Origin of the sequence: Streptomyces sp. NPDC001373, from assembly GCF_042895815.1 — a bacterium.
Lineage (GTDB): Bacteria > Actinomycetota > Actinomycetes > Streptomycetales > Streptomycetaceae > Streptomyces.
Genome location: NZ_JBIAWQ010000024.1, coordinates 59,310 through 83,410 on the forward strand (window position 1 = coordinate 59,310; position 24,101 = coordinate 83,410).

Consider the following 24,101-nt stretch of genomic DNA (forward strand, 5'->3'; position numbering starts at 1 on the left):
GGGGATGTCGGAAGGCCCGCGCTTTCGGGATGGCGGTATTGCCGTGGTCAGCGCCCGGGGCGGGCGTCGGCGACGTGGACGAGCTGGTTGAGTGCGGTCAGGGAGTACCAGCTGCAGTCCACGGCCTCCTCGCCGTCCCCGAGGCGCTTGACCAGGTACTCCCGCAGCGCCTTCTGGTGCACCAGGCACTCCGGGCACCGCTTGGACAGGTGCACCAGGTAGCGGGGGTGGGCCGTGACGTAGGAGCGGTCGCCGCCGTTGGGGTCGAGCAGCCGCCATCCGTCCTCGTCGGTCGGGGTGTGCCACGAGTCGGCCACGACCTTCATCGCGTCGCCCCACAGCTCTCCGCCGGCGGCGCCCTTGAGGATCACGACGTGCTCGCCGGGGCGGAAGTGCTGGTGGGTGATGTCCCGCTCCGGGGTGAGCGGGTCGGGCGGCAGGTACACGGGGCGGGTCTCGGGCACGGAGGGTCCTCCACGAAGGCGCTGGGCGGCGGTGGAAGACAAAGGGTCCGGAGAATCCCCGGTTTCCGAAACCGGGACTTCGCCGCTATATTGCGCGCCGCGCGCCCTTACTGGAACGGGTTCTCCGTGGGTCGGTCGCGGTCGTCGGCGGCCTCCAGCAGCTCGGGCAGATCGGTCCCTTCGGCCTCGCGCTGGTCGACCCACCACCCTGCCCTCGTCAGCAGCCGGACCTGCTCCTCCAGCTGGGCCCAGTCGGCTTCGTCCCAGGTGCCTTCGGTGACTAGCGCGGTGTACGCGCGGGTCACCAGCTGGTGGCGGGTGCGCTCGGCCCAGCCCAGGATCTTTTCGGGCCCTTCCAGGGGCGGCATGTCGAACTGGGTTGCCCAGTCCGCAGCGGCGGCCTGTTCGTCTGCGCGCTTGGCGGCCAGCCACTCGGCCGTGCTGGCGGCGTCCGCCTGGTGATCGGCCCGCCAGCAGTCGGTGCACTGCCGGGTGGCGAGCCAGCGGGCGTATCCGGCGCGCTGATCCGCCGAACGGCTGGACAAATCAACGGTGTTGCTGTGTCCACAGCTGTGGACGATCTCGAAAGACGTGGGGATGGCCATGAAGAACTCCTTGCAATAGAGGAAGGGGGATCGGTCGGGGTGTTTCAGAGCCGGCAGTGGGCGCGGGCGCCGGGCAGGTGACGGGGATGTCGGGCGGACAGCGACTCGTGCGAGCCGGGTCAAGTCGGTGCCGTCGCGAAGTGCCTGGGATGGTCACCGGGCCGGACTCGAGCCCGTAGAGGTGCTGGGCGGCCGGGGAGGCAGACCCGGCGGCGCGGTGGTGCGGTTCGGGGAACGGCCTGCGGCGTGCGGATCAAGGGAGCGGACCATCTCGGTCACGCGCCTGCCGTGCTCGATCCACCGGTCCAGCACTTCGGCCACGGGCCCGTCGTCAGCAGCCGGATCGGCAGTCAGCGCTCGGCTGGCGCGGTCGAGGGCGCCAGCCGATTGCGCGGATGCGGGCCAGGGCCCGGAGGCACGCAGGTGGCGGATCAGGTACGGCGCGTGCGCCCGCAGCGAGAGCGCCAGCGGCAGCATCTCGGGGTGCTCCGCAGTGTGGCGAGCAGCGTGGACCCGGGCCAACGTGGTGTCCATCATCTGCAGATGGGCCTGGACCAGGGCCCGGATGACCTTGTCCACGGCCGCCGGGGCTGTGCTGGCGGCGATGCTGGCGGGCTGGGGAACGTCCAGGGCGAGGAAGTCGGCGTGCGGCGCGATTGCGCCGACGAGAACCTGGTGGTCCCACGGGCGTTCCGTCACCACGAGTACGCGGCCGTCTTCATGGGTGAGGAACGCGGCGGCCGGCATCTGCCGGCTGTAGCTGCGCGTGGCCGTCGGCAGCGGACCGTCGGGCGCAGACCATGCCCGGTGCAGACGGTTCCGGGCGTCGGACGCAGGCAGCTGGAGGTTGCCGAGCTCCAGCTCCCATGTCCCGGCCAGGGCCTGCGCGATACGGCTGGCAGTGTCGCCGATGAAGGGCTGACGGCTGACATCCACGGAGATCCCGAATCGGCTGGCGTTCCCGTAAAGGGCTTCGATCGCCGCCTGTGCCGAGACGGGATCCGTCAGGGGCAGGACGTGGATGCCCTCGTGGCTCTCGTCGAAGCGGGCCAGGTCGAGGGCGGCCCGGGCCCAGTCGGAGCCGGGCCCGGCGGGAAGGGCAACGATGCCGTCCTCCGGGCTGAGGTGCAGCGTGATCGTTGCGGCGGCGGAAGTCAGTGGTGTCTCCGTGGGAGGTCAGCGGGAACGGGGCGTTGCCGGCAGCGCGGTGGAGAGCGGCGCCCGGACGGGCCCGGCTGCCGGTGCGGGGCGCGGGGTGCTGGCGGCAGGTGTCTCGGCGGCGGTCTGGGCTAGGCCGATGAGCTGCTCGCCTTCGGCGAACCACAAGGCCATGCCGTAGCTGTCGCTCTGCCGGGCCAGCTCCAGGGAGGTCTCGAAGTAGTCGAGGAGCAGCTCCGCGTGGGCCGAAGGCTTTGCGGTCTGGGGCCCGCGCACGTACGCGATGAGGGCGGGGGCCAGGTTGAGGAACCGTGCGAGAGCGTCGGTCAGCACGCGCGGAAACGGCTCCAGGACTTCTCCGGGCTCGTACGCTTCCTGGGCCCAGCGCAGCTCCCAGGCTGCCTCGATGAGCTGCTCCTGGAAGAGGGCGCTGGCAGCGACTGCTTCGGGTCTGTCCTCGCTGATGCGGATCGGGGTGTCGGTCATGGTCACCGTGTCCGTGCGACGGTCGAGGAACGGGTGACGGCGGAGGGCATGGCCGGGGCGGTGACCTGGGGGCTGGCGCCCGCGCGGTGCTGCGGTGACCGGGCGGAGGCCGCTTGGGCAATGCGAGCGCGTCGTTCGGCCAGGCAGTTGGTCTGGGCCGGGCGGGGAGGCGCTGCGGTGACGGCCGGGTCGAGGGAGAGGTCCGCGTGCACGGTGAAGCCATGGCGGCGGAGATCGTGGACGGTCTGCCGGGCCCGGCGCCGCAGGTCCTGGTCGGGACGGGTGAGCCGGTACAGGTCCGGTCGGCCGGGGACGGGCTCGAACTGCTCGTGCTGGAGTTACCAGTCGGCTAGGTGGGGCGTGATGGCCGCGGTAGCACGGGCGACCACCCCGTGCTCGGGGTGCAGCCCGAAGTGGAAGTGAGGTTGCATGGGTGTCCTGGTGGTCGGGAGAGGTCATCGGCTGCGGGGCGCCCGCTCGAGGGCGGATGGCGGGGCTTTGCCGACGGCGGGAATCGCAGGCCGGACCGTGGTCGCAGGGCCGACGGGGCGGGTGGCGCGGGCTTGCCGCAGCAGGGCCGGTGAGTCGGTCCGCCATCGGCGGAGGGTCTCGGCCGTGCCGGGCGGTAGGGCGGCAGGCGAGGACGCTGGCGCCGGCCACGTGGAGGACGCCGCGTCCGGGTGAAGGAGCTGGTGGAGGCGGTCCAGGGAGGCGGAGTCCTCGGCGTCCGCCACAGGGCGCACACGGGAGAGGAGATCAGCGGCGTGGGGGCGCAGGCGGCGCCACTCCACGGAGCTCTCTTCGAGGTACTGCTGCTCGGTGTGTCCGAGGGTGGCCGGGTCGAGGCGGGTGCCGTCGCTGTAGCGGCCGGACTGCTGGATTGCGGTCCACGCCGCATGGAGTTCCTCGAGCCTGCCGTGTGCTGCTTCGATGGCGGCCAGGAGCCGTTCGTGGACGGCCTGCTCGTACGAGGGCAGGAATGTGCCGGTGACCAGGCCGGCGGCATGGGCCGCGTCGGAAGGCAGCACGATCGAGCGGGGGGCGTGCGGGTCGGCGTGTTTGTCGTCGAAGGTGGCGCTGGCGAAGGCGCCGAGCAGGTACTCGTGGGCGCTGCCGGGCCGTTCGACCAGGAGGAGTTCGATGCCGGCGCCGTTGGTGAGCTGGGCGGCGTACGGGATGCGGATGTGCTTCACGGAGTCGATGAGTTCGCCCGCGTCCCACAGGAGGGGGACGAGGTCTTCCTGCCACACCGGGTGGGCGTAGACCTCGACCTTCACCGTCCACGTCCCGGGCAGGCCGTCGGCCAGCGCGGTTGCGTAGTCGCCCAGGTAGGGGCGGGGGCCGCCGAAGAGGTGGACGCGGTGTCGGCGCGCGGTTTCTGCGAGGGCACGCAGAACGGGTTCGGCGGTGTCCACGTCGCGCAGGGCGTACGTGCCGTCGGGGCGCCGCTCGAATCCGGGCGTGAGCTGAAGGGCAGTGTTGGCCCACCGGTACTGCTCGCCCAGGGGGATGGCGACCAGGCCGTCGGCCGGGCTGAGGGCGAGGATGATCTGTGCCAGGCCCCTGGAACGGGGCGTCGTGCGGTCGTCCATGCTCACGCCCGGCTGGTGATGGCGTTGCGCAGGCCGTGTCCGAACGCGTGGGCATGGCGGCGGGCGGCCAGCTGCAGCTCCTCGTACTGCTTGCCGCGGGTCATCTGCCCGTCGTGCTTGCGGTACCGGTAGACGGGTAGCGGGAGGAGCACGCCGGGGGCCAGTGCGGTGACGCCGACGGCCGCCATGTAGTCCTCGCCCTGGACGAGGCCGCCCATGCCGCCCGCCGCCCGGACCAGGCGGGTGCGGGCCAAGATGGTCGTCGGCCCGACGGGGATGGTGTCCTGCGGCCGGGGCCAGTACGTCACCACGTCGCCGGCGGCGTGGTAGCCGGGCGGGGCCGGGCATTCCCACACGCGCCGCGAGCCGTCGGGCAGCCAGTCCTCGCTGTATCCGGCGACCCACCCGAGCTCGTCGGTGAAGGTCTCCAGGCGTACGCCCAGGCTCCAGTCGGGGAAGACGTCATCGTCGTCGGCCCAGTTCACGAATTCGGTGCGTACCTCGTTCAGGCCGAGGTTGCGGGCGCAGGCGGCGCCGACCGGGCGGGGCAGGGCGAGGGTACGGATGCGTGAGTCGGCGGTGATCGGTGCAGGTACGAGGGCGGGGTCGGCGCCGTCGAGGACGAGGATGGCCTCCCAGGGCACGGTCTGCCGGGTGAGGCTGGCGTGCATCTCCTGCAGGTAGGGCAGGCGCTCGGGGCGGAGCTGGGTGGCGATGACGACGGTGATCTGCGGGGCGGACAGAGACTTCTCCGGAGTGCGGCCTATGGGCGGGGCGTTCAGCGGGTGATCCGCGATCGGGCGGGTGCTGGTGCAGGGGCGACCGGCTTGGTGATCTTCAGTGGGGTGGCGGGAGCCTGGATGGGTACGGGCCGGTTCGAGTCCCATAGCGAGGGGGTGCCGGAGATCCGGGAGAAGGGGTCGGTGTCCCAGGGCACGATGGGGCCGATGTCGTACCAGGTCAGGGCGATGACCTCGATGCCGTGGTCGTGCAGGACGTAGCCCCATTCCAGGCCCATGGCATCGGCGTTGGCGTCGGTGACTGGGATCGGTTTCGCGGGGGTGCCGTCAACGTTGAAGACGTTGTCGAAGGGTGCGCTTGGGCCGCGGTCGCCGTGGGGGTCGAGGCGCTCCCGGACGTTGTCGGGCGCACCGTCCAGGAGGTCCATGCCGAGCTGCTTCCAGTCGTGGGGTCCATCGATGAGGTGCCGGCGAAGGGCGTCGAGGTCACTGCCGAAGCGGTAGCGGGCGGCGCCGAGCAGGAGGGGGAGCTGATGGTCGGGGTAGCCGTCGTAATGGCAGTAGATGCCCTCGTAGCCGGTACCGGTGGGGCGGGCGATGAAGCTGCGGGTGCTGATTGCGGTTTCCTTCGTGCAGGTGGTCAGCGGGCGCGGGCGGCAGGGGCTGCGGGCAGTGCGGGGACAGGCCGGGCCACGGCCGGTGGGCGGGGCGGGAGCGTGGCTGTGGGCGTGGCGTGACGCAGGTTCACGCCGATCCCGTGCTCGGCGAGCCGGAGGGCGACGGCCTGGATGCGTACGGCGCGGTCTGCCTCGCCGTAGGAGGCGGGGAGGAGGAACGCGGCCTGGTGGGGCACGTACTGGAATCCGTGGACGTACAGCGCTTCCCTGGCTTCCTCCGGGACGTCCTGGTACGGCGTCCCGAGCGCCCCGTCCTCGTACCAGGTCAGGGTGAGGGTCTGGTCGACCTGCGGCGGGGCCTTGCGGTGCGGGGGTTCGGGCCGGTCGATGACGCTGCGGCCTACCGCGTGGCGGGCGGCTGCGTAGCGGGGCAGCAGCCGTCGCGCGATGTGGGCGGCGGCCCGGACGGGATCGTTGGGGACAGCGATGCCGTTGGGTTCCTCGATGCCCACGAAGTGGTGCGGCTTGACGTCGGGGCTGAGGGGGGCGACGACGAACTGGCCGGCTCGCAGTGGACGGTCGTTGACGTAGAGGTACTGGCCGTCGGGACCCTGGAGGACGGCCTCGTGGCCCAGGACGTACTGGCTGACGATGTATTCGACGTGGCCGCGGTCCCAGAGGCGTTCGATGGTGGCGAACTGGTCTGGGTAGGTGGGATGCTGAAGGTAGTTGCTCGTCCACTGCCCGGGGAGACGGGCGGCGAGTGCGGGGGCGAACAGGGACAGGTCGGCGCGTGCTGAGGGCATGGGTTCCCGGGTTGGTTGAAGGTCTCTGCGGTCAGTGCATGCGGGCGTCTGTGTCGAAGAGCTGCAGTTCAGCGGGGTGCAGCTGGTGCTGAACCACAAAACTTCGACCTGCGACCTTCCACAGACCGCGGCCACGGCTGAGGTGGGATAGCGCTGCGGTTTCGACGCTGGTCAGTCCGAGGAGTCCGGCGGCGGCGTGCAGCTGGTCGGTCTCCTGTCGGTAGATCACGCGGGTGCTGCAGTCGGCTAGCAACCCCTCGGCCAGGGCACGGCTTTGGCTGCCGGCGTCGCCCGCGGTCAGCAGGTCCGACAGCCGGTGGATGACCATGGCGTTGGCGATGCCCAGGCCGCGGGAGAGTTTCCACTGGGCCTGCATGCGCATCAGGAGAGCCGGATGCCTCATCAGCCTCCATGCCTCGTCGTAGATCACCCACCTGCGACCGCCGTACGGGTCGGTGAGCGCGGCTTCCATCCAGGCCGAGGCACACGTCATGGCCAGGACCAGGGCGGTGTCGTCGCTGCCGCCGAGGCGGGAGAGGTCGATGGACAGCATCGGGCTGTACGGGTTGAAGGCGCTGGTGGAGGGTGCGTCGAACATTCCGGCCAGGTCTCCGAAGAGCAGGCGGCGCATGGCGTGGGCGAGGTCGCGGGCGGCCTCCCCGAGCCGTCCTGCCAGCAGGCCGCCGGCGAGGTCGAGGCCGGGGCCGTCGGCCAGGGCGTGGGCGATGTCGCCGAGCAGCGGGGGCCGGCCACTGGCCGCTGCCCGGGCGGAGGCGGCGTCGAGCGCGACGTCGAGGACGGTGTGCTCCATGGGGAGCAGGTCCCGGCCCAGGACGGTACGGGCCAGCGAGCCGAGGAGCAGCAGGCGGCGTTTGCGGACCTCGCCTTCCCACTCCGCCTCCGGCACGGACTGTGGCCGGGGCGCCGCGTCCAGCGGGTTCAGCCTGCCGGGCAGGCCCGGCCCGAGCGCAATGGACGTGCCGCCCAAGGCGGCGGCCACCGCGCTCCATTCACCCTTCGGGTCGCACGGGACGTACACCCGGTAGCCGAACGCGACGGACCGCAGGGCCAGGCTCTTGGCCAGGGCGCTCTTGCCCTGCCCGATCACGCCCGCGAGCAGCAGGTTGGGGTTGGTGAAGCCCTCGACCTTCCCGTACAGGCTGAACGGGTCGAAGGTGAAGCTGCCTTCGGCGTGGAGGTCGCGGCCGATGTAGATGCCGTCGGCGCCGAGCCCGCCTTCGGCGAGGAAGGGATAAGCGGCGCTGGCCACGGCCGTGGTCATGCGGTGGGCGGGGAGCTTGAGGCGGCTGCCGCGGGCGGACGCGGGGCCGGGGCGTCCGGCGAGCGGGTAGACGGCATCGGGGTAGGCGGCCTCGATGGGGTGCTGTTGCGCGTCGGTGCCGGCGGCGGTGCGGGCGCGAGCTTCGGCGCGGGCCGTCTGCTTGCGAAGGGCCCGGCGCTGGGCGCGGTCGATGTTGTGCGGGGTGAACAGGGGGGTCGCGCTGGCGCGGCGGTGGGACAACGGTGCTCGCTCGTTTCCGGGGCGGTGGTGTTCAGGACGCCGGGGCGGCGAGGTCGGCGGCCGTGGTCTTGCGCCGTATGGCGTGGGAGGCGGCCAGGTGGCGCTGGCAGATGGTCAGCACGGGCGGGCCTTCCGGCAGCCGCTCGGGGTGGCAGTCGCTGCTGCCCGGGGCTGCGCCGGGCAGCAGGTGGAACGCTGCGTGGACGGCGTCGGCTGCCTGCCACAGACGGGCGTGGGCGGTGGCCAGGTGCCGCCCGGAGGCGGGGCGTTCGGGCCGGGTGCGTTCAGCGATCTGGTCCAGCAGGCGGTGCAGGGCGGTGAGGTGGGCGTGCAGGCTGTCGAGGTGAGACCGGTCCGCGGGCCGGGCGCTCTCGCTGGCGGACGTCTGTGCGGTGAGGGTGCGCGTGTGGTGGCGCAGGCCGGCGGTGGCCGCCCGCAGATACGGGTGGGCGTCGCTCGTGGGGAGGGCGTCGCTGCGGTCGTCAGGTGACAAGGGCTTCTCGCGGGGGATGGACGCCAAGATGGCGGGCGGGCGGGTTAGAGGGTGTTGCGGGCCAGCGGGAGAGCGCCGGCGGTGAAGGCGTCCGTCTGCTGGTAGATCAGGCGCCGCAGGTCGACCTGGGCGCCGGCGGCAGCCGTTTCGATCTGCGCGCAGGCGGCGTCCAAGTGGGCGTCGGTGTCGGCGGAGACGGTGAGCAGCCCTGTCAGGGCGACGTCCGCATGGCCGGAGATCAGCTGCTTCTCGCGGGTCTTGACGTCCGCGTACTCAACGTTGTCCGCCTCGGACTCCACCTGGCCGCGGCGGCGGCGCTCGGAGGCGTCCGCGATGATCGCGGCCTTGCGGCGCTGGACATCGCGCAGGGCGGAGTCGATCCCCTGCGGGGCGTAGATGAGGGAGAAGGTGCGCCGCACACCGGTGCTGAACATGATGTTGTGCAGGAATCCGGCGTGGGTTTCGGTCCTGGGCCAGTTCTCGATCCAGTAGGTGGTGTGCCGGGCGGAGTCGGTGATCACCCGGTCGGTTTCCTCGACCTGGGCGACGGGGCCGGCGGCGGCCGGGTCGGCCTCGGCGCGGCCGGTGGAGGACCACTGCTGGAGGCGGGCGGTGGAGGCGGGGTCGTAGGCGGTGCGCAGCACGGCGGCGATCTCCCGCGGGCCCAGCCAGCCGGTGACGGTGAGGCCGGCGGTGCGGGCGGCCTGGGCGACGGACGCGGTGGTTTGCGCCATGACGGTGAAGGCACCGTCGAGCCCGCCGCCGGCCTGACTGACCAGGCGCTTGGCGGCTTTGAGGTCCAGGGCGATGGCGAGGTACGCCTCGTGCGGGGCGGCGGCGGGCCCGGCGGATTCGACGAGCGCGGAGTAGATCTGCCCGGCGACGGGGGCCTGGGGGTTGCCGTGCTCGGCCCAGTGCCGGGCGAGGCTGTCGCCGGAGTCTGGGACGGTGCGCTCCATGACCTGGACGGTGGCGACGTGCCCGGTGCGGGCGATGCCCGCGAGCGCCCGGCCCCATGCGGACACGTTGCTGTTCTGGGTGGCGGGATCGAGCAGGGCGAAGGCGCGGGAGCTGACCTTGGCGACGGCGGTCAGGGTCTGCCGGTGGGGGTCGTGGACGGCGGCGGCACCGGAGGCGGCCGTGGCCACCCGGAGCGACGCGGTCGTTCCGGGCAGGTGGAGCAGCCCTTCGACCCGGGGCCGGGAGACTGGCCGGGCCCGCCACACCGTCTGCCCACTCCGGCGGCGTTGGGCGTACCGGGCGACGAGCGGCGCCCAGTCGATCAACGACCGGCCCTCCCGCCGTACTCCGACCAGGACGGCGGTGGTGATCCACAGGGGGGCCAGGACGACGGCGCCCATCAGACCGGAGGTCACCACGGTGACCAGCAGGAGCGCGAGGGCAGAGGAGACGAGAACGAGCTGGGGGAGGCTGAGGCCCAACAGAACGCCGCGCCGGGACCGGTGGGGGAACTTGACGGTGAGAGGGAGAACTTCGGAAGACAAGGTGCGGGTCCGGGTCGGGTCGGGCCGGGGCAGGGCGCGCGGTGAAGAGGGCGGGCCCTGCCCCGGGCGGGGCTGGTGGGGTTACAGGCCGGTCGGCGAGCCGGACTGGGTGCTGTCACCGGCGGAGGGGGCTCCGTGGGCCGGAGGCATCGGATCGGAGGGAGCACTGCTGCTCCACTCGCCCGGCTGGCCGCCCCCGCCGCCCCAGCTCGGCGGACCGCTGTCCTGACCGGCGCCCTGACCTGTGCTGTTGGGGGTCTGCGGGGTGCCGGACTGCTCCATGAGGTCACGGAAGCCGCCTCCGGAGCTGTCGCTGCCGGAGTCCCCCTTGTCCATGCTCATTCCGCCGGTGGGATTGGCGGCGATGTCGCCGGGGAAGCCTCCGCCGCCTGCGGCCTGAGTGCCGCCCGCGGCCCCGGCGCCGGCCGCCGCGCCGCCGGTGCCCGCAGTGGCTGCCGCGGAAGCGGCCTTGCGCCCGGCGTTCTCGGCGTGCTGGCGGGCCATCTGTGCGCCTGCGCCACCGGCTCGGTGAATCGACTCGCCGTCCGTGCCTTCGCTTGCCCAGTGAACGAACTTGAACACCATGTACGGGCAGAGCAGCACCAGGAGCATGATCACCATGCCTGCCGCCATGTCGGCGAGGGCGGCGACGCCGTCCTTGGCTTCGGTCTTGCTCATGGCCGCGATGCCGAGCACGAAGATGATCGTCATCAGCAGCTTCGACACCACGAGCGTGGCGGTGGCTTCGATCCAGCCGCGCCGCCAGCGACGGGCGACCTCCCAGCCGCCGCCCGCTCCCGCGAAGACCGCGAGGGTCACCAAGATCAGGATGCCGACCTTGCGGACCATCATCACGCCCCAGAAGAGAAACATCCCGATCGCGCTCGCGCAGGCGGCGACGACGGCGACGAGCCAGCCCATGCCCGCGATGGCTCCGATCTGGGAGATCTTGACGAGGCGCCGCACAGCCGTGGACATGTCTGTCCCCGATGCCTTGAAAAGCCCGTCGGACAGCGCGTCGACGACTTCGAGGGCCACGGTGGTGAAGGCGATGGCGCAGAACGCGAACAGCACGCCGGAGGCTGTGCCGGTGACGGCCTGGGTCAGGGCCTGGCCGTCGCGTTTGATGGCCGCCCGTACGAGTTGGGCGCAGAACGTCGCGACCAGCAGGAGCAGGCCGATGGGCAGGATCGTCTCGTAGTTGTCGCGGAACCAGCCGGCACCGAGGTCGATGTCCGTGGTCCGGTTGATGGCCTTCGCGGCGAGGTCGGCCGCGGCGGCGGCGAGGTCGCCGGCGCTCTTCGCCATCCAGTCCCCGATGGCGCCGACGGGGTCGGAGGCGAAGTCGATCACGTCGCCGACCTTGCAGAGGTGGCCGGCGACGGGCAGGTCACAGAAGCCCACGCGGGCGTCCTTTCGGGGAGGGGGAACGGCTACGGGGCGACGCGTGGGGCTACGGCGACCAGGCGGCAGTCCTTGCCGGGGCGGCACTGGACGGCGAGGGTGATCTGGCGGTCTTCGGCGCCGCCTCCGCCGCCGTTCCAGGCGAGTTGGGTCTTGCCGCGGACGGTGACGGCGTAGATGTACGCCTCGGTGATCGCCTGCGGGCTATCGGCCAGGGCCTGCTTGAACGCCGAGGGGAAGTGCGCCTCGGAGGTGGTGGCGCTGGCGTGCTGGGCGTTGTCCTTGAGCCGGGACCACAGGAGGGGGTCGGGAATCTGGGCCTGGACGGAGTCCCAGTCCGCGTACGCGGTTTCACCGGTCATCCAGGTGTGCATGCCGGCGAGCTGGTCGTCGCGGCTGGTGGTGCGGGCGTCGAAGGTCCACAGCATCACCGCGCTCGCCCGGGCGAAGGCCAGCGGGTCGGCGATCGGCGGCGGACCGGCGACCTTGGACCCGCCCGGGGGCGGCTTCGGCACGGGGGCCGACGTGCTCTTCGGCGATGCCGAGGTCCCGGTGTGCGGGGCGGACGCGTCGGTGGTCTGGCCGCGGCCTGTCCACCAGGCGGCGGCGCCGGCCAGCACGAGCAGCGCGGCCAGGACGCCGGCGGCGAGCATGACGCGCCGGGGCGGCTGCCAGCCGAGGCCGAGAGTGTCGAGGGAACGTTTCCTCATCAGTGGACCTGCGAGCCGAGGGCGCTGAAGAACGCGACGATGCCGTTGGCCGCGCCCAGGCCGAGGGCGGCGCCCGCGCTCACGACGGCGCCCTTCTTGCCGTTGGCTTCGGCCTGGTGGCCGCCGGAGTGGTGGCCCCAGGCCCACACGCCGAGGCTGACGGCGAGCGCGCCGACCACTGCGACGATGCCGAAGAGGTTGATCGAGTTGACGACGGTGCGCAGGACTTCGAGGCCGGGCAGGCCGCCGCCCTTGGGCGAGACCCCCGGATCGTAGGCAAGCAGGGTGAGGCGTTCGGACAGGGGTGGGGTGAGGTTGGCGGGGGAGATGGGGGTGCGCTCCTTGCATGTGCAGGACACGACGGGCCCTGCCGGGGAACAGGAAGAAAGGGGGGAGGGGGAAGGGGCGCTCTGCGGCGCGAAGGTGGTCCGGTCCGCCCGGTGCCTCAAGGGCCGGCCGGGCGGACCGGTGTCACGGGAGACGGCGCGCGCTGTGGGCGGCGTAATCCGCGAGGGTGCTGAAGCGGACCGGCTTTGTGGTGCGCGGGGCCTCGATGACGTAGCCGTGGCCGGCGTAGAGGCCGACGTGCTCGGGGACGGCGGGGGTGCCGCGGCTGAATACCAGGTCGCCGGGGCGAAGTTGGTTCAGCGGGACGGCGTTGCCTTCCTTGACCTGGGTGTACGTGGTCCGGGTCAGGGTGATCCCGGCCTTCTTGTACGCCTGCTGGGTCAGCGAGCTGCAGTCGCACCGGCCCATGGGGTCCGGGCCGTGGGGCGCGAGGCAGGAGCCGCCCCACTGGTAGAGGGTGCCGAGCTGGTTCATGGCCCACGTGATGGCCGTCTTGGCGCGGGGATCGGCGTCGGCGGGGATCGAATACCCCTTGGGGACGGCCCCTTCGGGGATCGGTCCGGAGCCGCTGCCGTCGTCGCCCGGGGCGCACGGGTCTGTGGCCGGGAGTCCTGGGGTCTGGCCTTCGGCGGGCGGCCGGGAATCCTTCAGCGTCGGGGCGATGGCCTGCTGCAGCGCGCGGGCGAGAGGCTCCCACTGGGCGTACGCGTCGGGAAAGCCGCTCAGCTGGACGGCCTGCGCGGCCTGCGTGATCGTCATCTGCTGCCAGCCGGGGACCTTCAGCAGGCCCTGGTAGAACTTCGTGCTGGCGTAGACGGGGTCGCGGACCTGGGCGGCAGTGCCCCACCCCTGGCTGGGCCGCTGCTGGAACAAGCCCAGCGAGTCGCGGTCACCGTAGCCGAGGTTGCGCAGGCGGCTTTCCTGAATGGCAGTGGCCAGGGCCACGACCTGGCCGCGCTCGGGTACTTCGAGCGAGATGCCGGTGGCGACGATGGTGCGGGCGTGAGGTATCTGCTCGTCCGGCAGGTCAAGGCCATCGACGTGGACCTTCTGGGCGCCGGATCCACCGAGAACCGAGGCGACTTGGCGCCGTACGGCATCGGTGTCGACCGACTTGGTGAAGCAGGAGGTGCCCTGGCCCGAGGAGTCGCTCGCGGCTGCGGCGAACACAGCGGTGCCGGCCAGCAGGAAGGGGGAGAGGCAGAGCGCGCCGATCGCGGCGGCGATGCCTTTCACTCCCGGGCGGCCTCCGGTCGGCGGGCCGCAGGGATGTTACGTGGGGATGGGGAGGAACGGGTCACGGTGAGGTCCTCGGGGGCGGGCCCCGGCCGCACGGTGTGAAAGGGGAAGGGCCGTGCGGCCGGAGCGGTGGAGGCGGGCGAAGGGGCCCCGGCCCGGGTGCGTGTTGCCTCACGCACCCGGCGGGACGAGGGGAGTTACGGGCGGAACATGGGCGTGCCTCCAGGAAGTTGCAGGGATCGGCCCGCAGCCGCGGGCTGGTGAAGAAGGGGGATGCGGGGGCGTCTTACGGGCGGAACATCAGCGAACTCCTGGAACAGGTGCGGGGCGGGAAGCCGAGAGGGATCTGGGTGTGCCGGTGGGCGTTGCCTCGCGCACCAGGGCAGTGGGGTTACGGGCGGAACATCAGAGGGACCTCCAGGTCCTGCGGAGTTACGGGGATACGGGCGAGGTCAGCAGGGGCGGTACATGGGCGGCCTCCGTGTCAGGGTCTGCGGCGGGCGGGGAGCGACGGGGCGGCGGTGATGGCCGCGTGCGGGGTCACGGACGGAACACAGGGGCCTCCTGCGGGAAAGGGAAAAGGGGGAAGGGGTACGCCATCGGCGGTGTCCGCCGGGCAGTGACACGACAGTAAGCCCGAATCCCCGGTCACCGAAATCGCCGCCGAAATCCGCGAGATTCCAGGCTTCCTGGCCCGTGATGCTTCCCAACCGGGGATTGTGACCTACAGTTTGGGCCTCCCCGCGCACCACCGGCTTGTACTGCCGTGAGCCCCTGCGCGGTCCGGAGCCTTCCACCTGCATCCCTCATCGAATTGGGGTCCCCTTTTGTCGTTTTCCCTCCACCAGGGCGACGCACTGACCGTGCTCGCGACACTGCCCGACGGCTGCGCCGACTCGGTCATCACCGACCCGCCGTACAACAGCGGCGGCCGTACGGCGAAGGAGCGCACGAGCCGCTCCGCCCGCCAGAAGTACGTCTCCGCGGACGCCCAGCACGCCCTGCCGGACTTCACCGGCGAGAACATGGACCAGCGCTCGTACACGCTCTGGCTGACGCAGATCATGACGGAGGCCCACCGGGTGACGAAGCCTGGCGGCACGGGGCTGCTGTTCACCGACTGGCGCCAGCTGCCGGCCACGACGGATGCCTTCCAGGCGGCCGGATGGCTGTGGTTGGGCCTCCTGGCCTGGCACAAGCCGCAGGCCAGGCCGCAGAAGGGCAAGTTCCGCCAGGACACGGAGTACATCGTCTGGGGCGCGAAGGGCAAGATCGACGCCTCCGCGAACCCGGTCTACCTGCCGGGGATGTTCAGCGCCTCGCAGCCCTCGGGCAAGGCACGCCGGCACATCACGCAGAAGCCCGTCGAGGTGATGCGGCAGCTGGTGAAGATCGCCCCGCCTGGCGGCACCGTGCTCGACTTCTGCGCCGGATCGGGCAGCACCGGGGTCGCAGCCCTCCTGGAGGGCCGGAGCTTCATCGGCATCGAGAAGACCAGCCAGTACGCGGCCGTCGCCTCCGACCGGCTCACCGAGACCCTCCAGCAGGTGCATTCCCAGGACGATTTCGACCTGACCTCCTGACCGGACCGCATCAGCGGCCAGATTGCGGCGGGGCGGAATATAGCGGCAGATCCCCGGTTTCCGAAACCGGGGATTCTCCGGACCATCGGAGCCACTGATTCCACGGCCCCGGCTGCAAGGAGAACCCTTTTCGTGTCCGAATCTGCTGAGCCCCGTCATGGCGGGGAAATAGAGCCGATCCGTCTGCCGGAAGGCGACCTCGAATCGATCGAGGCGTCCGTACGCAAGCTCCTGGACCAGTCGGCCGAGCAGGCCCGCCTGATCGACACGCTGGCCTCCGCCCCGCCGGCCGACCCGATGGCCGCGAGCATGCCCTTCGCGGGATTCCCCGGCATGCCCTCGTACGCCGCCCCGGCCCCGCCGCCGGACCCCAAGCCGATCCTGGAGCTGGAGGGCGAGGAGTTCGAGGACGAACTGGCCGCGCTCACCGACTGGGTGGACGACCACCTCATGGACGTCTACGGCGCCGAGGTCACCACCGCCGCACCGTGGTGCGACCAGTGGCAGGAACACCTCGACGTCGTTGCGTGGCTGCACGCGCTGTGGCTGGCCTACCAGCAGCACAAGGACCCCGAGGCTGGCCTCAGCGGCATGGCCGTGTGGCACCGGGACTATCTCACCCACTGCCTGGCCTACGTCCGGGCCCCCGGTGGCCCCCTCAGTGCCTGCCAGACCGACCCGGAGCGTCCGGAGCACCGCCTGCTGCGCGGCCCGGGCCCGTCCGCGAAGTCCGTAGGCCGCGATGCCGAAGCCCAGCAGGACGATGCCGGATCCTCGCCGGTCGGGGCCGCCACGTGACACACCCACCGCAGCCTCCGGCGGCGTTCGGGCTGTCCATCCACCCCGACGCGCTGAACGACCTGTTGGCCGCCCCGGGCGACATGCGGGACCTGGGGCTCGCCCTCATCCAAGACGTGGTCCGCGCCCAGGTGAGGGGCGGCAAGCTGACCGGGGAGCTGTCCGGGTACCGCAAGCTCTACCTCGGCTCCCGCGTCGAGTGGCGCATCGTTTACGCCCACCGCCCGGCCCTGCCCGGGTCTAGCCACCCCACGGACATCCACGTCGTCGCTGTACGCCCCCGTGCCAAGCACGACATCTACGACACCGTCCGGGCCCGCGTTGGTCGGCCCCGCCCTGCGGCCGGGCCCCGCGCGTACGCGGCTCGCTCTCTCTCACCGCAAGTCCGCCCGCGTCCGGCACTCACGCCTGCGCCTCCGGCCCCGGCGTTTCCGGTACCCGGACTTCCCACTCCCGCCCGCATCACCACGACTTCCCCGAAGGGTCCTTCGCGATGACCAACCTCACCGCCCAGTCCTCCTCCCTGCTCCAGGCTCTGATGGCGACCCTCCTCGAGCCCCGCCCTGCTCCGCACCCGTGCCACCAGGCCCTGCTGGACGCTCGCGAACGTCAGCTGGAAGTGGAGGCGGAACTGAGCGCCTGGGCGAGCCGACCGCAGCCCACCACCGAAGCCGCCCAGGACGAGGAACTCGACGACCTGAGCAATCTGCTCGTCGAGCACGCCAAGGCGGGCCGGCAGGTCTCGCACCTCCTGAGTGCCGACAGCTGCTGCCCGCCGTGCACCGACTCCGAGCAGCCGGCGACCGTCCTTGGCCGCCCCGCCGAGAACGCGGTCTCCGCCTTCGCCGCCCCGTGCATCCTGGCCGCCTGCCTGGACGCCTTCGCCCGCTACGGCAGACCAGACGCACTGTCCTCCGCCGACCTCGTCGCGGAACTGCGCACCCTGCCCGGCATCGCCGAGGGCCGCTGGCCGTACGCCGACCTCACCCAGACCCGCCTGGCCACCCTGCTGCGCCCGTACGAAGTAGCCAGCCGCGACATCACCCACGGCGACGGCCGGCGCCGCAAGTCCTACCGCCGCTCGGCCCTTCTGGCCGCCATCCCGGCCGACTGCGACTGCCGACCGTCGTGACCGCCCGCGAATCCCCGGCAACCGCCCTGGACACCGCCATTGAGCAAGTCGTCGGCGACCTGGCCGTCCTGCACCACGACCACCTCCGCGGGCTGCTCCCGCCCGAGCGAGCCGCCCTCGCTGCCGTACACCAGGAGCTGATGGCAGCGGAGAGCGCGGTCGCCTACCACCGCAACGTGCTGACGCGCCTGTCCTCCGGCAGCTACCCCGTGAACACTCCGCTCCTGGACCGCCTGCGCCGGACTGTGCACGACCTGGCCCAGGCCACGGCCGCCCGCGACCGGCTGCATGAGGGCGTCGCCGCCGCCTTGGAGGCGGTCAAGGCCGCCGCCCCGGCCCCCGCCCCCGCTGACGACGAGCTGACGCCCCGCGACTTCGCCGCGCTCCTCTCGCTCGCCGGCGGCGGCACGATGCGCGAGCACCTCCTCACCCACCGGGTCTCGGTCCGCACTGTCCAGGGCCGTCTCGTCGAACTTCCGGCGTTCCAGCGCCTGGAGGCCCACGGGCTGGTCACCCGGGACACGTCCCGGGCCCTGACCGTCGGCCAGCCGGTCACCTTGACCGACACCGGCCGGACCGCGCTGCTCGGCACCCGCCGCTCACCGGCCATGGCGGCCCCCGTGCCCGCCCGCCCGGCCGGATCCTGGCCGGCCCCAGCCCGACACCACTGACCGCAAGGCGCCCGCGATCGTCTCCTCCCGCCCTTGCAGAAAGCAGCTCGCCCCGCGTGCCTCTTCACGAACCCGACTACGAACTCGACGGCTTCGGGCCCGCTGACGACGGGCACGAGCAGCACCGCCACGATCTCGGCATCTCTTCCTTGAAGGTGCTCGGCGAGTACCGCACGGACACCGACAGCTACTTCGTGCTCCTGGACGAGGGAGCCACCTGGGGTATTCCGGGGAGCCCGCAGCTCCGCGCCGTTCACGTCTCCCGTGACCTGAGCGCCCGCACCTTCGAGGTCGACTCCAAGGAGCTCCCGCTGTACGCGATGGCTCAGTCGTACCTGATAGCCCGTGGCTGTCCCTTCGACGCGCTCAACCCGCCGGAGGGTGTGCACGACCCCGCAGACGATTTCACCCGGGCCCTGGAGGCACGCGTCCGCGGCGACGGTGACCACTTCGCCCTGCTGGCCAGCTACACCGCCGACATGCGCGACCCCGTGGAGACGGTGGTGATGCTGCGCTCCCTTGACCCCCAGGCGGTGCCGGAGTTCCGGATCCTGCTGGAGCGGTTCGACTGGGACTCCAACACTCACACCCTGAGGGAAGGCGGCTTCGAGACGTACCCGGCGGTCGTGGAGTGGTGGGAGGCGTGGTCGGACGAGGAGGCCCCGGCGCTGCCGCCGCCGGCTCCGACCGTACGCCGCAGCCCGGCCCCAACCGCCCCGGCGACATCCGTGCCACCGGTCTCCCGACGGCCTCAAGGACGCTGAACCCGGCCCTCGGCCAGGCCCGTTCCGGCGGTCCGGCGGCGCGCAACATAGCCGCCGATCCCCGGTTTCGGAAACCGGGGATTCTCCGGACCCTTTGCAACACCACCGACCCACTGAGGGCGGTCACTTCCTGTTGTTCTGCCTGGTCTGGAGCCATCCGCTGTGTGCTACACACCCGCGTCCATCACCGCCACCGCCCTGAACGGCGCCCCATCTCGTTCCGCCGCCACCGCGGTACTCCGCCCCGTCGCGCCCCGTGCGGCTCGACGGGCCGAGCCGGTGCTCGCCGTTGCCGTCCATGCCCGTGCCGACGGTGACTCCACGGCCGTGGGTGTGCTGCGGCGCGGTGAGCCGTTCACGGCTTCGGTTACCGACGGCGCCTGGCTGCACGTCACCACCGCCTCGGGCATCACCGGCTGGGTCGACGACGGTGACCTCCGTCGCGACGACGGCCTTCGCCCGAACTGACCCGCCCGTACGTTCCCTTCTTCCAGGAGCCCCTTTTCGTGTCCGACATCCCCGACGTCTTCGACGGCGACGTGCTCGGCCTGTTTGCCGCCCGGATCGAGGCCCAGTTCGGCCTCGGCCTGAGCGAGCTAGCCCAGGCCGTCCACGCTGCCCCCCAGGCTCATCCCGGTGCCACCCAGGCGGTCCACTGGTACGGGCTGCTTTCCCAGGCCCAGCAGGCGGTGGAGACGGCCGAGGACGCCCTGGTCTCGGCGCTGGATACAGCGGTGGGGGATCAGCTGGACGACCCGGTGATGGAGCTGGCCCACCAGGTGAACCACGCTGTCGCCGCCCGTGACGGCCGGGCCATGACGCTCCGGTTCCTCCTGCAAGCCCCTGCCGAGATGGCCCGCATCCAGCCGCGCTTCGGGCCCCGGGTGACGACCACGCTGCCCACCCCCGTTCCGGCACAGCCCGCGCGGGTCCGGGGCGGTGTCCGATGAGCGACGGACGCAGGCCCAGTACCCAGGACGCCCGCCTGGAGGGCGTGTTCGGCGGGCCGCTGAACGAGCTCCACGAGCGTGCGGTCCGTCCCGGAGCCTCGCCGGCCCTGGTCCGGGCCCTGGAGCTGCGTGTCTTCCTCGCCCTGACCGAGGCCGAGGTCGTACGGGTCCGTGACCGCGTTCACGAGGCGATGGCCCCCGACGCGGAGCTGGACTCGCTGAGTTCCGATGCGCTGCGGTTCGACGCCGAGTGGCTGGAGGCGGCGCTGGCAGCGCGCAGCGGCTACCGGACCGCCCTGGACAAGCTGCTCGCCGCGATGCCACCGCCAGCAGTCCGCCCGCTCGCCACACCGGTCCCGGTCCGTCCGGCAGTTGCGAGCAGCAGTCTCCCGCCGGTCCCTGCGGGGGCCGGAGGCGGAGCGGCGGTCCGGGGAGGCTGAGTGCCCGATCCGTACGCTGCCTCCCGCGCGGCGGGCGAGCGGATCGAAGCCCTCTACGGCCGCCCGGTTGCCGAACTCGCCGCGGACGCCGTGCTCGGCAGCATGCGTTACGCGCTGCTCAACAGCTTCGACGCCCTGCAGTACGCCGACCGCGGCGTCACCTTCCACGCCGAGCAGCTCCACCGGCTGACTCACCCCGACCGCGCGATCGAATCCGTGGACGTCGCCCTCATCGCCGATGCCACCCGCCGCCTGGCCCACGCCGTCACCGTCCGCGACTCCCACGCCCAGGTCCTCGGCGACGTGTTGAACAGCCTGGTCCGCGTCCCCGACGCCCCATCACCGGCATCCGCTGCGCCCCAGGCCCTGGCCGTCGCCCCGGCCCAGCCTCCGGCCGCGCCCACTGAGCCCGCCCGCTCGCGCTGACCCCCCTCCTTCTCGACCATCCCGCCTGTCTGGAGTTCCCGCCTTGGCTGCTGCCCGCCTGCCCTCTACCGACCTGCCCCGCGTTGCCGAGGCGCTGGAGATGATCGCGCCGCGCTGGAGCGTGTGGGTGCTGATGACACTGGCCTCCCAGCCCGGCCCGCTGCGCTACACCAAGCTCAAGGAGCACCTGCCGTGGCTCGCGGACGGCCAGCTCCACCCCCGGCTGCGGGCCCTGTCCGAGGCCGGACTCGTCGAACGCACCGCCCAGACTCGCCTGCACGTCACCTACGGCCTGACCGCCCGCGGCCGGGAACTGATGCCGTCCCTGACCGCCCTGGCGGGCTGGGGCGACGCGCACCTGGAGAAGAACCTTGTCCTCAACCGCGTGACTGGGAAGAGCGAGCCGGAGCGGATCCCGGCCGCGCAGAACGCCGAGGACACCCTTGCCGTGATCGGCCACCGGCACGCCACCGTGCTGCTGTGGACCCTCAAGGCCCGCGGGACCACGACCATGGCCGCGCTCTCCGCCGAGGCGATGGCCGACCACAGTCCCAGCGCGATCTACTCGCCGATCCGCCGCCTCATTGACGACGGCATCGTCTCTGTCTCCCGCGATGACGTCGCCTCCCTGCAGCTGACCGCCCCGGGCCAGGCTCTCGCCCCGATCTACCGGGCCCTTTCGGCCTGGGCGACCGCCCGCCCGCTCCCGGACGCCGAGACCCACCCCGTGTGGGGCGCACCCCGTATCCCGGCCGCCGCCCGCTCCGGGCAGTGGGCAGCTCACCAAGCCCGAAAGACCAGCCAGGCCGTCGCCGTGCGCCAGCCGCCGGCCCCCGCCCCGGCCACCGCCTGGCGGCCCGGCGACCTGTTCTCCGCAGCCACCAGCGGACCGAGCCGATGAACCCCCACCGCTCCCTGCCACCTTCCGGCCGCCCGCCGCCGGTATCCCCTTCGCTCCCGGCGCCCTGGCGCTGAGCCCTGACGGAAAGCCCCGCTCGTTGACCGCTCGCTCGACCGCAACCGCTCCATCGGCCACGTACGGGGCCGTACTGGGCAGCCGGTACGTGGCCCGGCTGCTGGGCGGCACCCTGATCGGGCGTCTGCCCAACGGCATGGTCCCCGTCTCGCTGGTCTTGTGGATCACTGCGGGCGGCAGGTCGCTGGCCTTCGCCGGACTCCTTGCCGCGATCTACGGGCTGGCCTCGGGTCTCTCGCAGCCGGTCAAGGGCCGCCTGATGGACCGATACGGGCAGACCCGCGTCTCCGTTCCGGCCGTCTTGCTCAACTCCTCCTGCCTGGTGGCACTCCCGTGGATCGGGGCGGACGGACAGCCGGCGGCCGTGACCGCGGTCGTGGGGTTCGCGGGGCTGATCACCCCACCGCTGGAGGCCGGCCTTCGCGCGTTGTGGCCGGCGGTCTTGCCCGATGCGGGGCGGCGCCGCGTCGTGCAGGCCCTCGACACCGGCTCCCAAGGGCTCCTCTACATCGTGGGTCCCCTCCTCGCGTCGTGGCTGGCGACCGCGCACAACCCCGACATCGCCCTGCGGGCGACCGCGGCCCTGGGGCTCGCGGGATCGGCCATCGTCCTGAGCGCCGGCCCGTCGAGGTACTGGCGCCCGGCCGCCGACGGGCCTTCGGGCACCGGACGGCTGATGAGCACGGGCCTGGTCCTGCTGTTCATCGCACTGGCGGGGACCGGGTTTGCGCTCGGCGCGATGAACGTCTGGGCCGCGGACATGGCGGTCACGCACCAGATGGCCACGCTTTCCGGGGTACTGCCGGCCGCGTTCTCCACCGGCAGCTTCCTGGGCGGTCTCATCTACGCCCGCAGGACGTGGCCCGGCACCACAATCGCCCAACTGATCACCACCAGCACGCTGTTCCTTCTCGGCTGGCTGCCCCTGCTGGCCGACCCCGGCCCCCGAGCGGCCGTCGCCCTCGCCGGGATACCAGGGCTGTTCCTCACCTTGATCATCACCAATGGGTTCCACACGGTGGACGCCCTGGCCCCCGCCTCCCGCACCACCGAGGCGTATGCCTGGCTGATCCTCTCCGTCGGCACGGGACAGGCCGCTGGTACCGCGCTCGCCGGAGCCCTCTCGCACAGCCCGCAGGCCCTCGCCGCCCTGCCTGCGACCGGTGCCGCCACCGCACTGACCGTGCTGATCGTGGCCCGCCCCAAGCTCGGCCCCGGCCGCCGCCTGGGCCGCCACCGGCGCCCGCGCCGCTCCCGGCAGCACGCCCCACTCCCGCACGACGCATTCCCTGCGCCCGCTCACGGCCCCGGCCACTAACGGCCGTTGCCGCCCGGGCCGACGGTCACCACCCCGACGGTCCGGCCCCCGAACGTATCCGTCCCACCCTCCCCGGAAACACGATGCCTCCCAAGCACGCCGCCCTGCGGCCACCCACCGGCCGACACGTCCGCGTCCCCGCATTCGGACCCGTACGCGGTGTCTACGTCCCGCGCACCGCCGATGCCGCGGCCTTCGCGATGAGCACGTACGGCATCCCGCTGCTGGTCCTGGCCGTCACCGACTCGGCCACCCTGACCGGCATCGCCTTCATGCTCGAATGGGTGCCCCGCCTCGGCGCGTTCGCCCTCGCCGGCGCCGCCGTGGACCGCTTCGGCAGCACCCGGGTCCTGCGCATCGCCTCGGTCCTGCGCGCGCTCGTCGTCCTGGCCGCCGCCCTCGTGCTCCCCACCGTCGGCGGCACCGCCGCCATCGCCACGGTCATGCTGCTCGCCGCGTTGACCGGCGTCCTCACGGAGTTCTCCTACATCGCGGCCGAGACCGCGGGCGGCGCCGCGAGCCGGGACGCCGGGGGCCACGCCCACCGCGTCCAGGCCGTCCTGCTCGGCATTGACCAGGGCGCCACGCTGGCCGGCCCGGCCCTGGCTGGTGTCCTGCTGCAGTACACCGGTGCCACCGGCATGCTCCTGACCATCGCCGCCTGCTCCCTGCTCGGCGCGGCCCTGGCCCCGCGCCAGCGCCCCGCCTGGCCCCAGGACGCCCCAATCCCCGTCGCCCAGGGACTCCAGATCGGATGGCGGACCCTGCGCTCGCTGCCCGCTCTGGGCTGGCTGTGCGTCGGACTGGTGCTGTCGAACACCGCGATCGGGCTCGTGCAGGCAGCCGGTCCCGTCCTGGTCATCCAGCAGCTCGGCGGCACCAGCAGCCAGGTCGGCCTTGTCTGGTCGGCCGCCGCCGTCGCCTCCCTGGCCATGGTCGCCCTCGCCCGGTTCGCGATCGACCGGACCGGTCTGTGGCCGGTCGGCGCCACCGCAGCCGCACTCGCCTCCCTGGCCTGCTTGGCCCTGGCAGCCGCCGACACCTACACCACCTTCCTGGTCCTGGTGGCGCTGCTGATGGCCGGCGAGGCGGGCATGACCGTGGTGCTGCGCACCCTGCGCGCCCACCTCGTCCCCGCCGAGGTGTTCGGCAGCACCCTCAGCCTGATCATCCTGCTGCTGCTCGCTCCGTTCCCCCTCGCCGGAGCCCTGGTCGCGCTCATTCCGCCCGACCTGCTCGGCCACGCCATCACCGCCTGCGCCGTCCTGCAGGCCGCCGGCTTGGCCGTGTCCTTCGCGAAACTCCGCACCCATCCGGCCGCCCGCCGCCCGGTCCCCGCCTGACCGCCCCAGCC

28 protein-coding genes are annotated in these 24,101 nt (G+C 72.3%); 13 read left to right on the forward strand and 15 right to left on the reverse strand.

Annotated elements, in window-relative coordinates:
- Positions 1–47: 47 nt before the first annotated feature.
- The 4 genes from ACFY15_RS33010 to ACFY15_RS33025 form a co-directional block, all read right to left on the reverse strand.
- Positions 48–464 carry a hypothetical protein gene (locus ACFY15_RS33010; RefSeq protein WP_078632605.1) on the reverse strand — a complete coding sequence of 139 codons (417 nt, stop codon included), beginning with the start codon at positions 462–464 and terminating at the stop codon, positions 48–50.
- 107 nt (positions 465–571) lie between these two features.
- Positions 572–1,069, reverse strand: a complete 498-nt coding sequence (locus ACFY15_RS33015; RefSeq protein ID WP_390826653.1) for a hypothetical protein — start codon at positions 1,067–1,069, stop codon at positions 572–574.
- Positions 1,070–1,222: 153 nt separating this feature from the next.
- Positions 1,223–2,005, reverse strand: coding sequence for a hypothetical protein (locus ACFY15_RS33020; RefSeq protein ID WP_390826654.1), 783 nt, complete (start codon positions 2,003–2,005; stop codon positions 1,223–1,225).
- A gap of 240 nt (positions 2,006–2,245) precedes the next feature.
- Positions 2,246–2,713, reverse strand: a complete 468-nt coding sequence (locus tag ACFY15_RS33025) for a hypothetical protein (RefSeq protein ID WP_390826655.1) — start codon at positions 2,711–2,713, stop codon at positions 2,246–2,248.
- A 113-nt stretch (positions 2,714–2,826) separates the two neighbouring features.
- On the opposite strand from ACFY15_RS33025, the gene ACFY15_RS33030 reads away from it, so the two are divergent.
- The gene (locus ACFY15_RS33030) at positions 2,827–3,066 is read left to right on the forward strand and encodes a hypothetical protein (protein ID WP_390826656.1); all 240 of its coding nucleotides are present in this window, start codon (positions 2,827–2,829) and stop codon (positions 3,064–3,066) included.
- Positions 3,067–3,168: 102 nt separating this feature from the next.
- Here ACFY15_RS33030 and ACFY15_RS33035 read toward each other — a convergent pair whose 3' ends face one another.
- The 11 genes from ACFY15_RS33035 to ACFY15_RS33085 form a co-directional block, all read right to left on the reverse strand.
- Complete coding sequence (locus tag ACFY15_RS33035) at positions 3,169–4,311, reverse strand: hypothetical protein (RefSeq protein WP_390826657.1); 1,143 nt, start codon at positions 4,309–4,311, stop codon at positions 3,169–3,171.
- Positions 4,308–5,033 carry a glycosyltransferase gene (locus ACFY15_RS33040; RefSeq protein WP_390826688.1) on the reverse strand — a complete coding sequence of 242 codons (726 nt, stop codon included), beginning with the start codon at positions 5,031–5,033 and terminating at the stop codon, positions 4,308–4,310. Before ACFY15_RS33040 ends, ACFY15_RS33035 begins: the two co-directional genes overlap by 4 nt.
- Before the next feature lie 50 nt (positions 5,034–5,083).
- Positions 5,084–5,473: a hypothetical protein gene (locus ACFY15_RS33045; protein ID WP_390826658.1), complete on the reverse strand. Its 390-nt coding sequence runs from the start codon at positions 5,471–5,473 to the stop codon at positions 5,084–5,086.
- A 212-nt stretch (positions 5,474–5,685) separates the two neighbouring features.
- Complete coding sequence (locus ACFY15_RS33050) at positions 5,686–6,468, reverse strand: hypothetical protein (RefSeq protein WP_390826659.1); 783 nt, start codon at positions 6,466–6,468, stop codon at positions 5,686–5,688.
- Positions 6,469–6,499: 31 nt separating this feature from the next.
- Complete coding sequence (locus ACFY15_RS33055; protein ID WP_390826660.1) at positions 6,500–7,990, reverse strand: ATP-binding protein; 1,491 nt, start codon at positions 7,988–7,990, stop codon at positions 6,500–6,502.
- Between the two features lie 31 nt (positions 7,991–8,021).
- Positions 8,022–8,483: a DUF6238 family protein gene (locus ACFY15_RS33060; protein WP_390826661.1), complete on the reverse strand. Its 462-nt coding sequence runs from the start codon at positions 8,481–8,483 to the stop codon at positions 8,022–8,024.
- A gap of 44 nt (positions 8,484–8,527) precedes the next feature.
- On the reverse strand, positions 8,528–9,988 hold the full coding sequence (locus ACFY15_RS33065) for an SCO6880 family protein (RefSeq protein WP_390826662.1): 1,461 nt from the start codon (positions 9,986–9,988) through the stop codon (positions 8,528–8,530).
- An 81-nt stretch (positions 9,989–10,069) separates the two neighbouring features.
- Complete coding sequence (locus tag ACFY15_RS33070; protein WP_390826663.1) at positions 10,070–11,392, reverse strand: ATP-binding protein; 1,323 nt, start codon at positions 11,390–11,392, stop codon at positions 10,070–10,072.
- 29 nt (positions 11,393–11,421) lie between these two features.
- Complete coding sequence (locus tag ACFY15_RS33075) at positions 11,422–12,102, reverse strand: hypothetical protein (RefSeq protein ID WP_390826664.1); 681 nt, start codon at positions 12,100–12,102, stop codon at positions 11,422–11,424.
- Complete coding sequence (locus ACFY15_RS33080) at positions 12,102–12,404, reverse strand: DUF6112 family protein (RefSeq protein WP_030861899.1); 303 nt, start codon at positions 12,402–12,404, stop codon at positions 12,102–12,104. The genes ACFY15_RS33075 and ACFY15_RS33080 overlap by 1 nt, the downstream gene beginning before the upstream one ends.
- 169 nt (positions 12,405–12,573) lie before the next feature.
- Positions 12,574–13,686 carry a C40 family peptidase gene (locus ACFY15_RS33085; protein ID WP_390826665.1) on the reverse strand — a complete coding sequence of 371 codons (1,113 nt, stop codon included), beginning with the start codon at positions 13,684–13,686 and terminating at the stop codon, positions 12,574–12,576.
- An 830-nt stretch (positions 13,687–14,516) separates the two neighbouring features.
- Here ACFY15_RS33085 and ACFY15_RS33090 point away from each other — a divergent pair.
- The 12 genes from ACFY15_RS33090 (at position 14,517) to ACFY15_RS33145 (ending at position 24,090) form a co-directional block, all read left to right on the forward strand.
- Positions 14,517–15,272 (forward strand): site-specific DNA-methyltransferase, encoded by a 756-nt coding sequence (locus tag ACFY15_RS33090; RefSeq protein ID WP_078632582.1) that lies wholly within the window; start codon positions 14,517–14,519, stop codon positions 15,270–15,272.
- A gap of 132 nt (positions 15,273–15,404) precedes the next feature.
- On the forward strand, positions 15,405–16,070 hold the full coding sequence (locus ACFY15_RS33095) for a DUF4913 domain-containing protein (protein WP_245177640.1): 666 nt from the start codon (positions 15,405–15,407) through the stop codon (positions 16,068–16,070).
- Positions 16,071–16,563: 493 nt separating this feature from the next.
- A complete protein-coding gene (locus ACFY15_RS33100) occupies positions 16,564–17,202 on the forward strand; it encodes a DUF3631 domain-containing protein (RefSeq protein WP_390826666.1) in 639 nt (212 codons plus the stop codon).
- Positions 17,199–17,873 (forward strand): hypothetical protein, encoded by a 675-nt coding sequence (locus ACFY15_RS33105; protein WP_390826667.1) that lies wholly within the window; start codon positions 17,199–17,201, stop codon positions 17,871–17,873. The genes ACFY15_RS33100 and ACFY15_RS33105 overlap by 4 nt, the downstream gene beginning before the upstream one ends.
- A gap of 56 nt (positions 17,874–17,929) precedes the next feature.
- Positions 17,930–18,637 (forward strand): hypothetical protein, encoded by a 708-nt coding sequence (locus tag ACFY15_RS33110; protein ID WP_390826668.1) that lies wholly within the window; start codon positions 17,930–17,932, stop codon positions 18,635–18,637.
- Positions 18,638–18,799: 162 nt separating this feature from the next.
- Entirely contained in the window at positions 18,800–19,105 is a 306-nt protein-coding gene (locus tag ACFY15_RS33115; RefSeq protein ID WP_390826669.1) for an SH3 domain-containing protein, read from the forward strand.
- A 38-nt stretch (positions 19,106–19,143) separates the two neighbouring features.
- Entirely contained in the window at positions 19,144–19,587 is a 444-nt protein-coding gene (locus ACFY15_RS33120; protein WP_390826670.1) for a hypothetical protein, read from the forward strand.
- The gene (locus ACFY15_RS33125) at positions 19,584–20,027 is read left to right on the forward strand and encodes a hypothetical protein (protein WP_390826671.1); all 444 of its coding nucleotides are present in this window, start codon (positions 19,584–19,586) and stop codon (positions 20,025–20,027) included. Before ACFY15_RS33120 ends, ACFY15_RS33125 begins: the two co-directional genes overlap by 4 nt.
- On the forward strand, positions 20,028–20,453 hold the full coding sequence (locus ACFY15_RS33130) for a hypothetical protein (protein ID WP_390826672.1): 426 nt from the start codon (positions 20,028–20,030) through the stop codon (positions 20,451–20,453). It begins immediately after the preceding gene.
- Positions 20,454–20,496: 43 nt separating this feature from the next.
- Positions 20,497–21,354 (forward strand): winged helix-turn-helix transcriptional regulator, encoded by an 858-nt coding sequence (locus tag ACFY15_RS33135; RefSeq protein WP_390826673.1) that lies wholly within the window; start codon positions 20,497–20,499, stop codon positions 21,352–21,354.
- 97 nt (positions 21,355–21,451) lie between these two features.
- Positions 21,452–22,747, forward strand: coding sequence for an MFS transporter (locus ACFY15_RS33140; protein WP_390826674.1), 1,296 nt, complete (start codon positions 21,452–21,454; stop codon positions 22,745–22,747).
- An 83-nt stretch (positions 22,748–22,830) separates the two neighbouring features.
- On the forward strand, positions 22,831–24,090 hold the full coding sequence (locus ACFY15_RS33145; RefSeq protein ID WP_390826675.1) for an MFS transporter: 1,260 nt from the start codon (positions 22,831–22,833) through the stop codon (positions 24,088–24,090).
- Positions 24,091–24,101: the final 11 nt, after the last annotated feature.

Coding starts and splice junctions, on each gene's coding strand:
- ACFY15_RS33025 (WP_390826655.1), bottom strand. CDS start 2,713: ATGACCGACACCCCGATCCGCATCAGCGAGGACAGACCCGAAGCAGTC.
- ACFY15_RS33045 (WP_390826658.1), bottom strand. CDS start 5,473: ATGGACCTCCTGGACGGTGCGCCCGACAACGTCCGGGAGCGCCTCGAC.
- ACFY15_RS33145 (WP_390826675.1), top strand. CDS start 22,831: ATGCCTCCCAAGCACGCCGCCCTGCGGCCACCCACCGGCCGACACGTC.
- ACFY15_RS33100 (WP_390826666.1), top strand. CDS start 16,564: ATGACCAACCTCACCGCCCAGTCCTCCTCCCTGCTCCAGGCTCTGATG.
- ACFY15_RS33075 (WP_390826664.1), bottom strand. CDS start 12,102: ATGAGGAAACGTTCCCTCGACACTCTCGGCCTCGGCTGGCAGCCGCCC.
- ACFY15_RS33050 (WP_390826659.1), bottom strand. CDS start 6,468: ATGCCCTCAGCACGCGCCGACCTGTCCCTGTTCGCCCCCGCACTCGCC.
- ACFY15_RS33125 (WP_390826671.1), top strand. CDS start 19,584: ATGAGCGACGGACGCAGGCCCAGTACCCAGGACGCCCGCCTGGAGGGC.
- ACFY15_RS33015 (WP_390826653.1), bottom strand. CDS start 1,069: ATGGCCATCCCCACGTCTTTCGAGATCGTCCACAGCTGTGGACACAGC.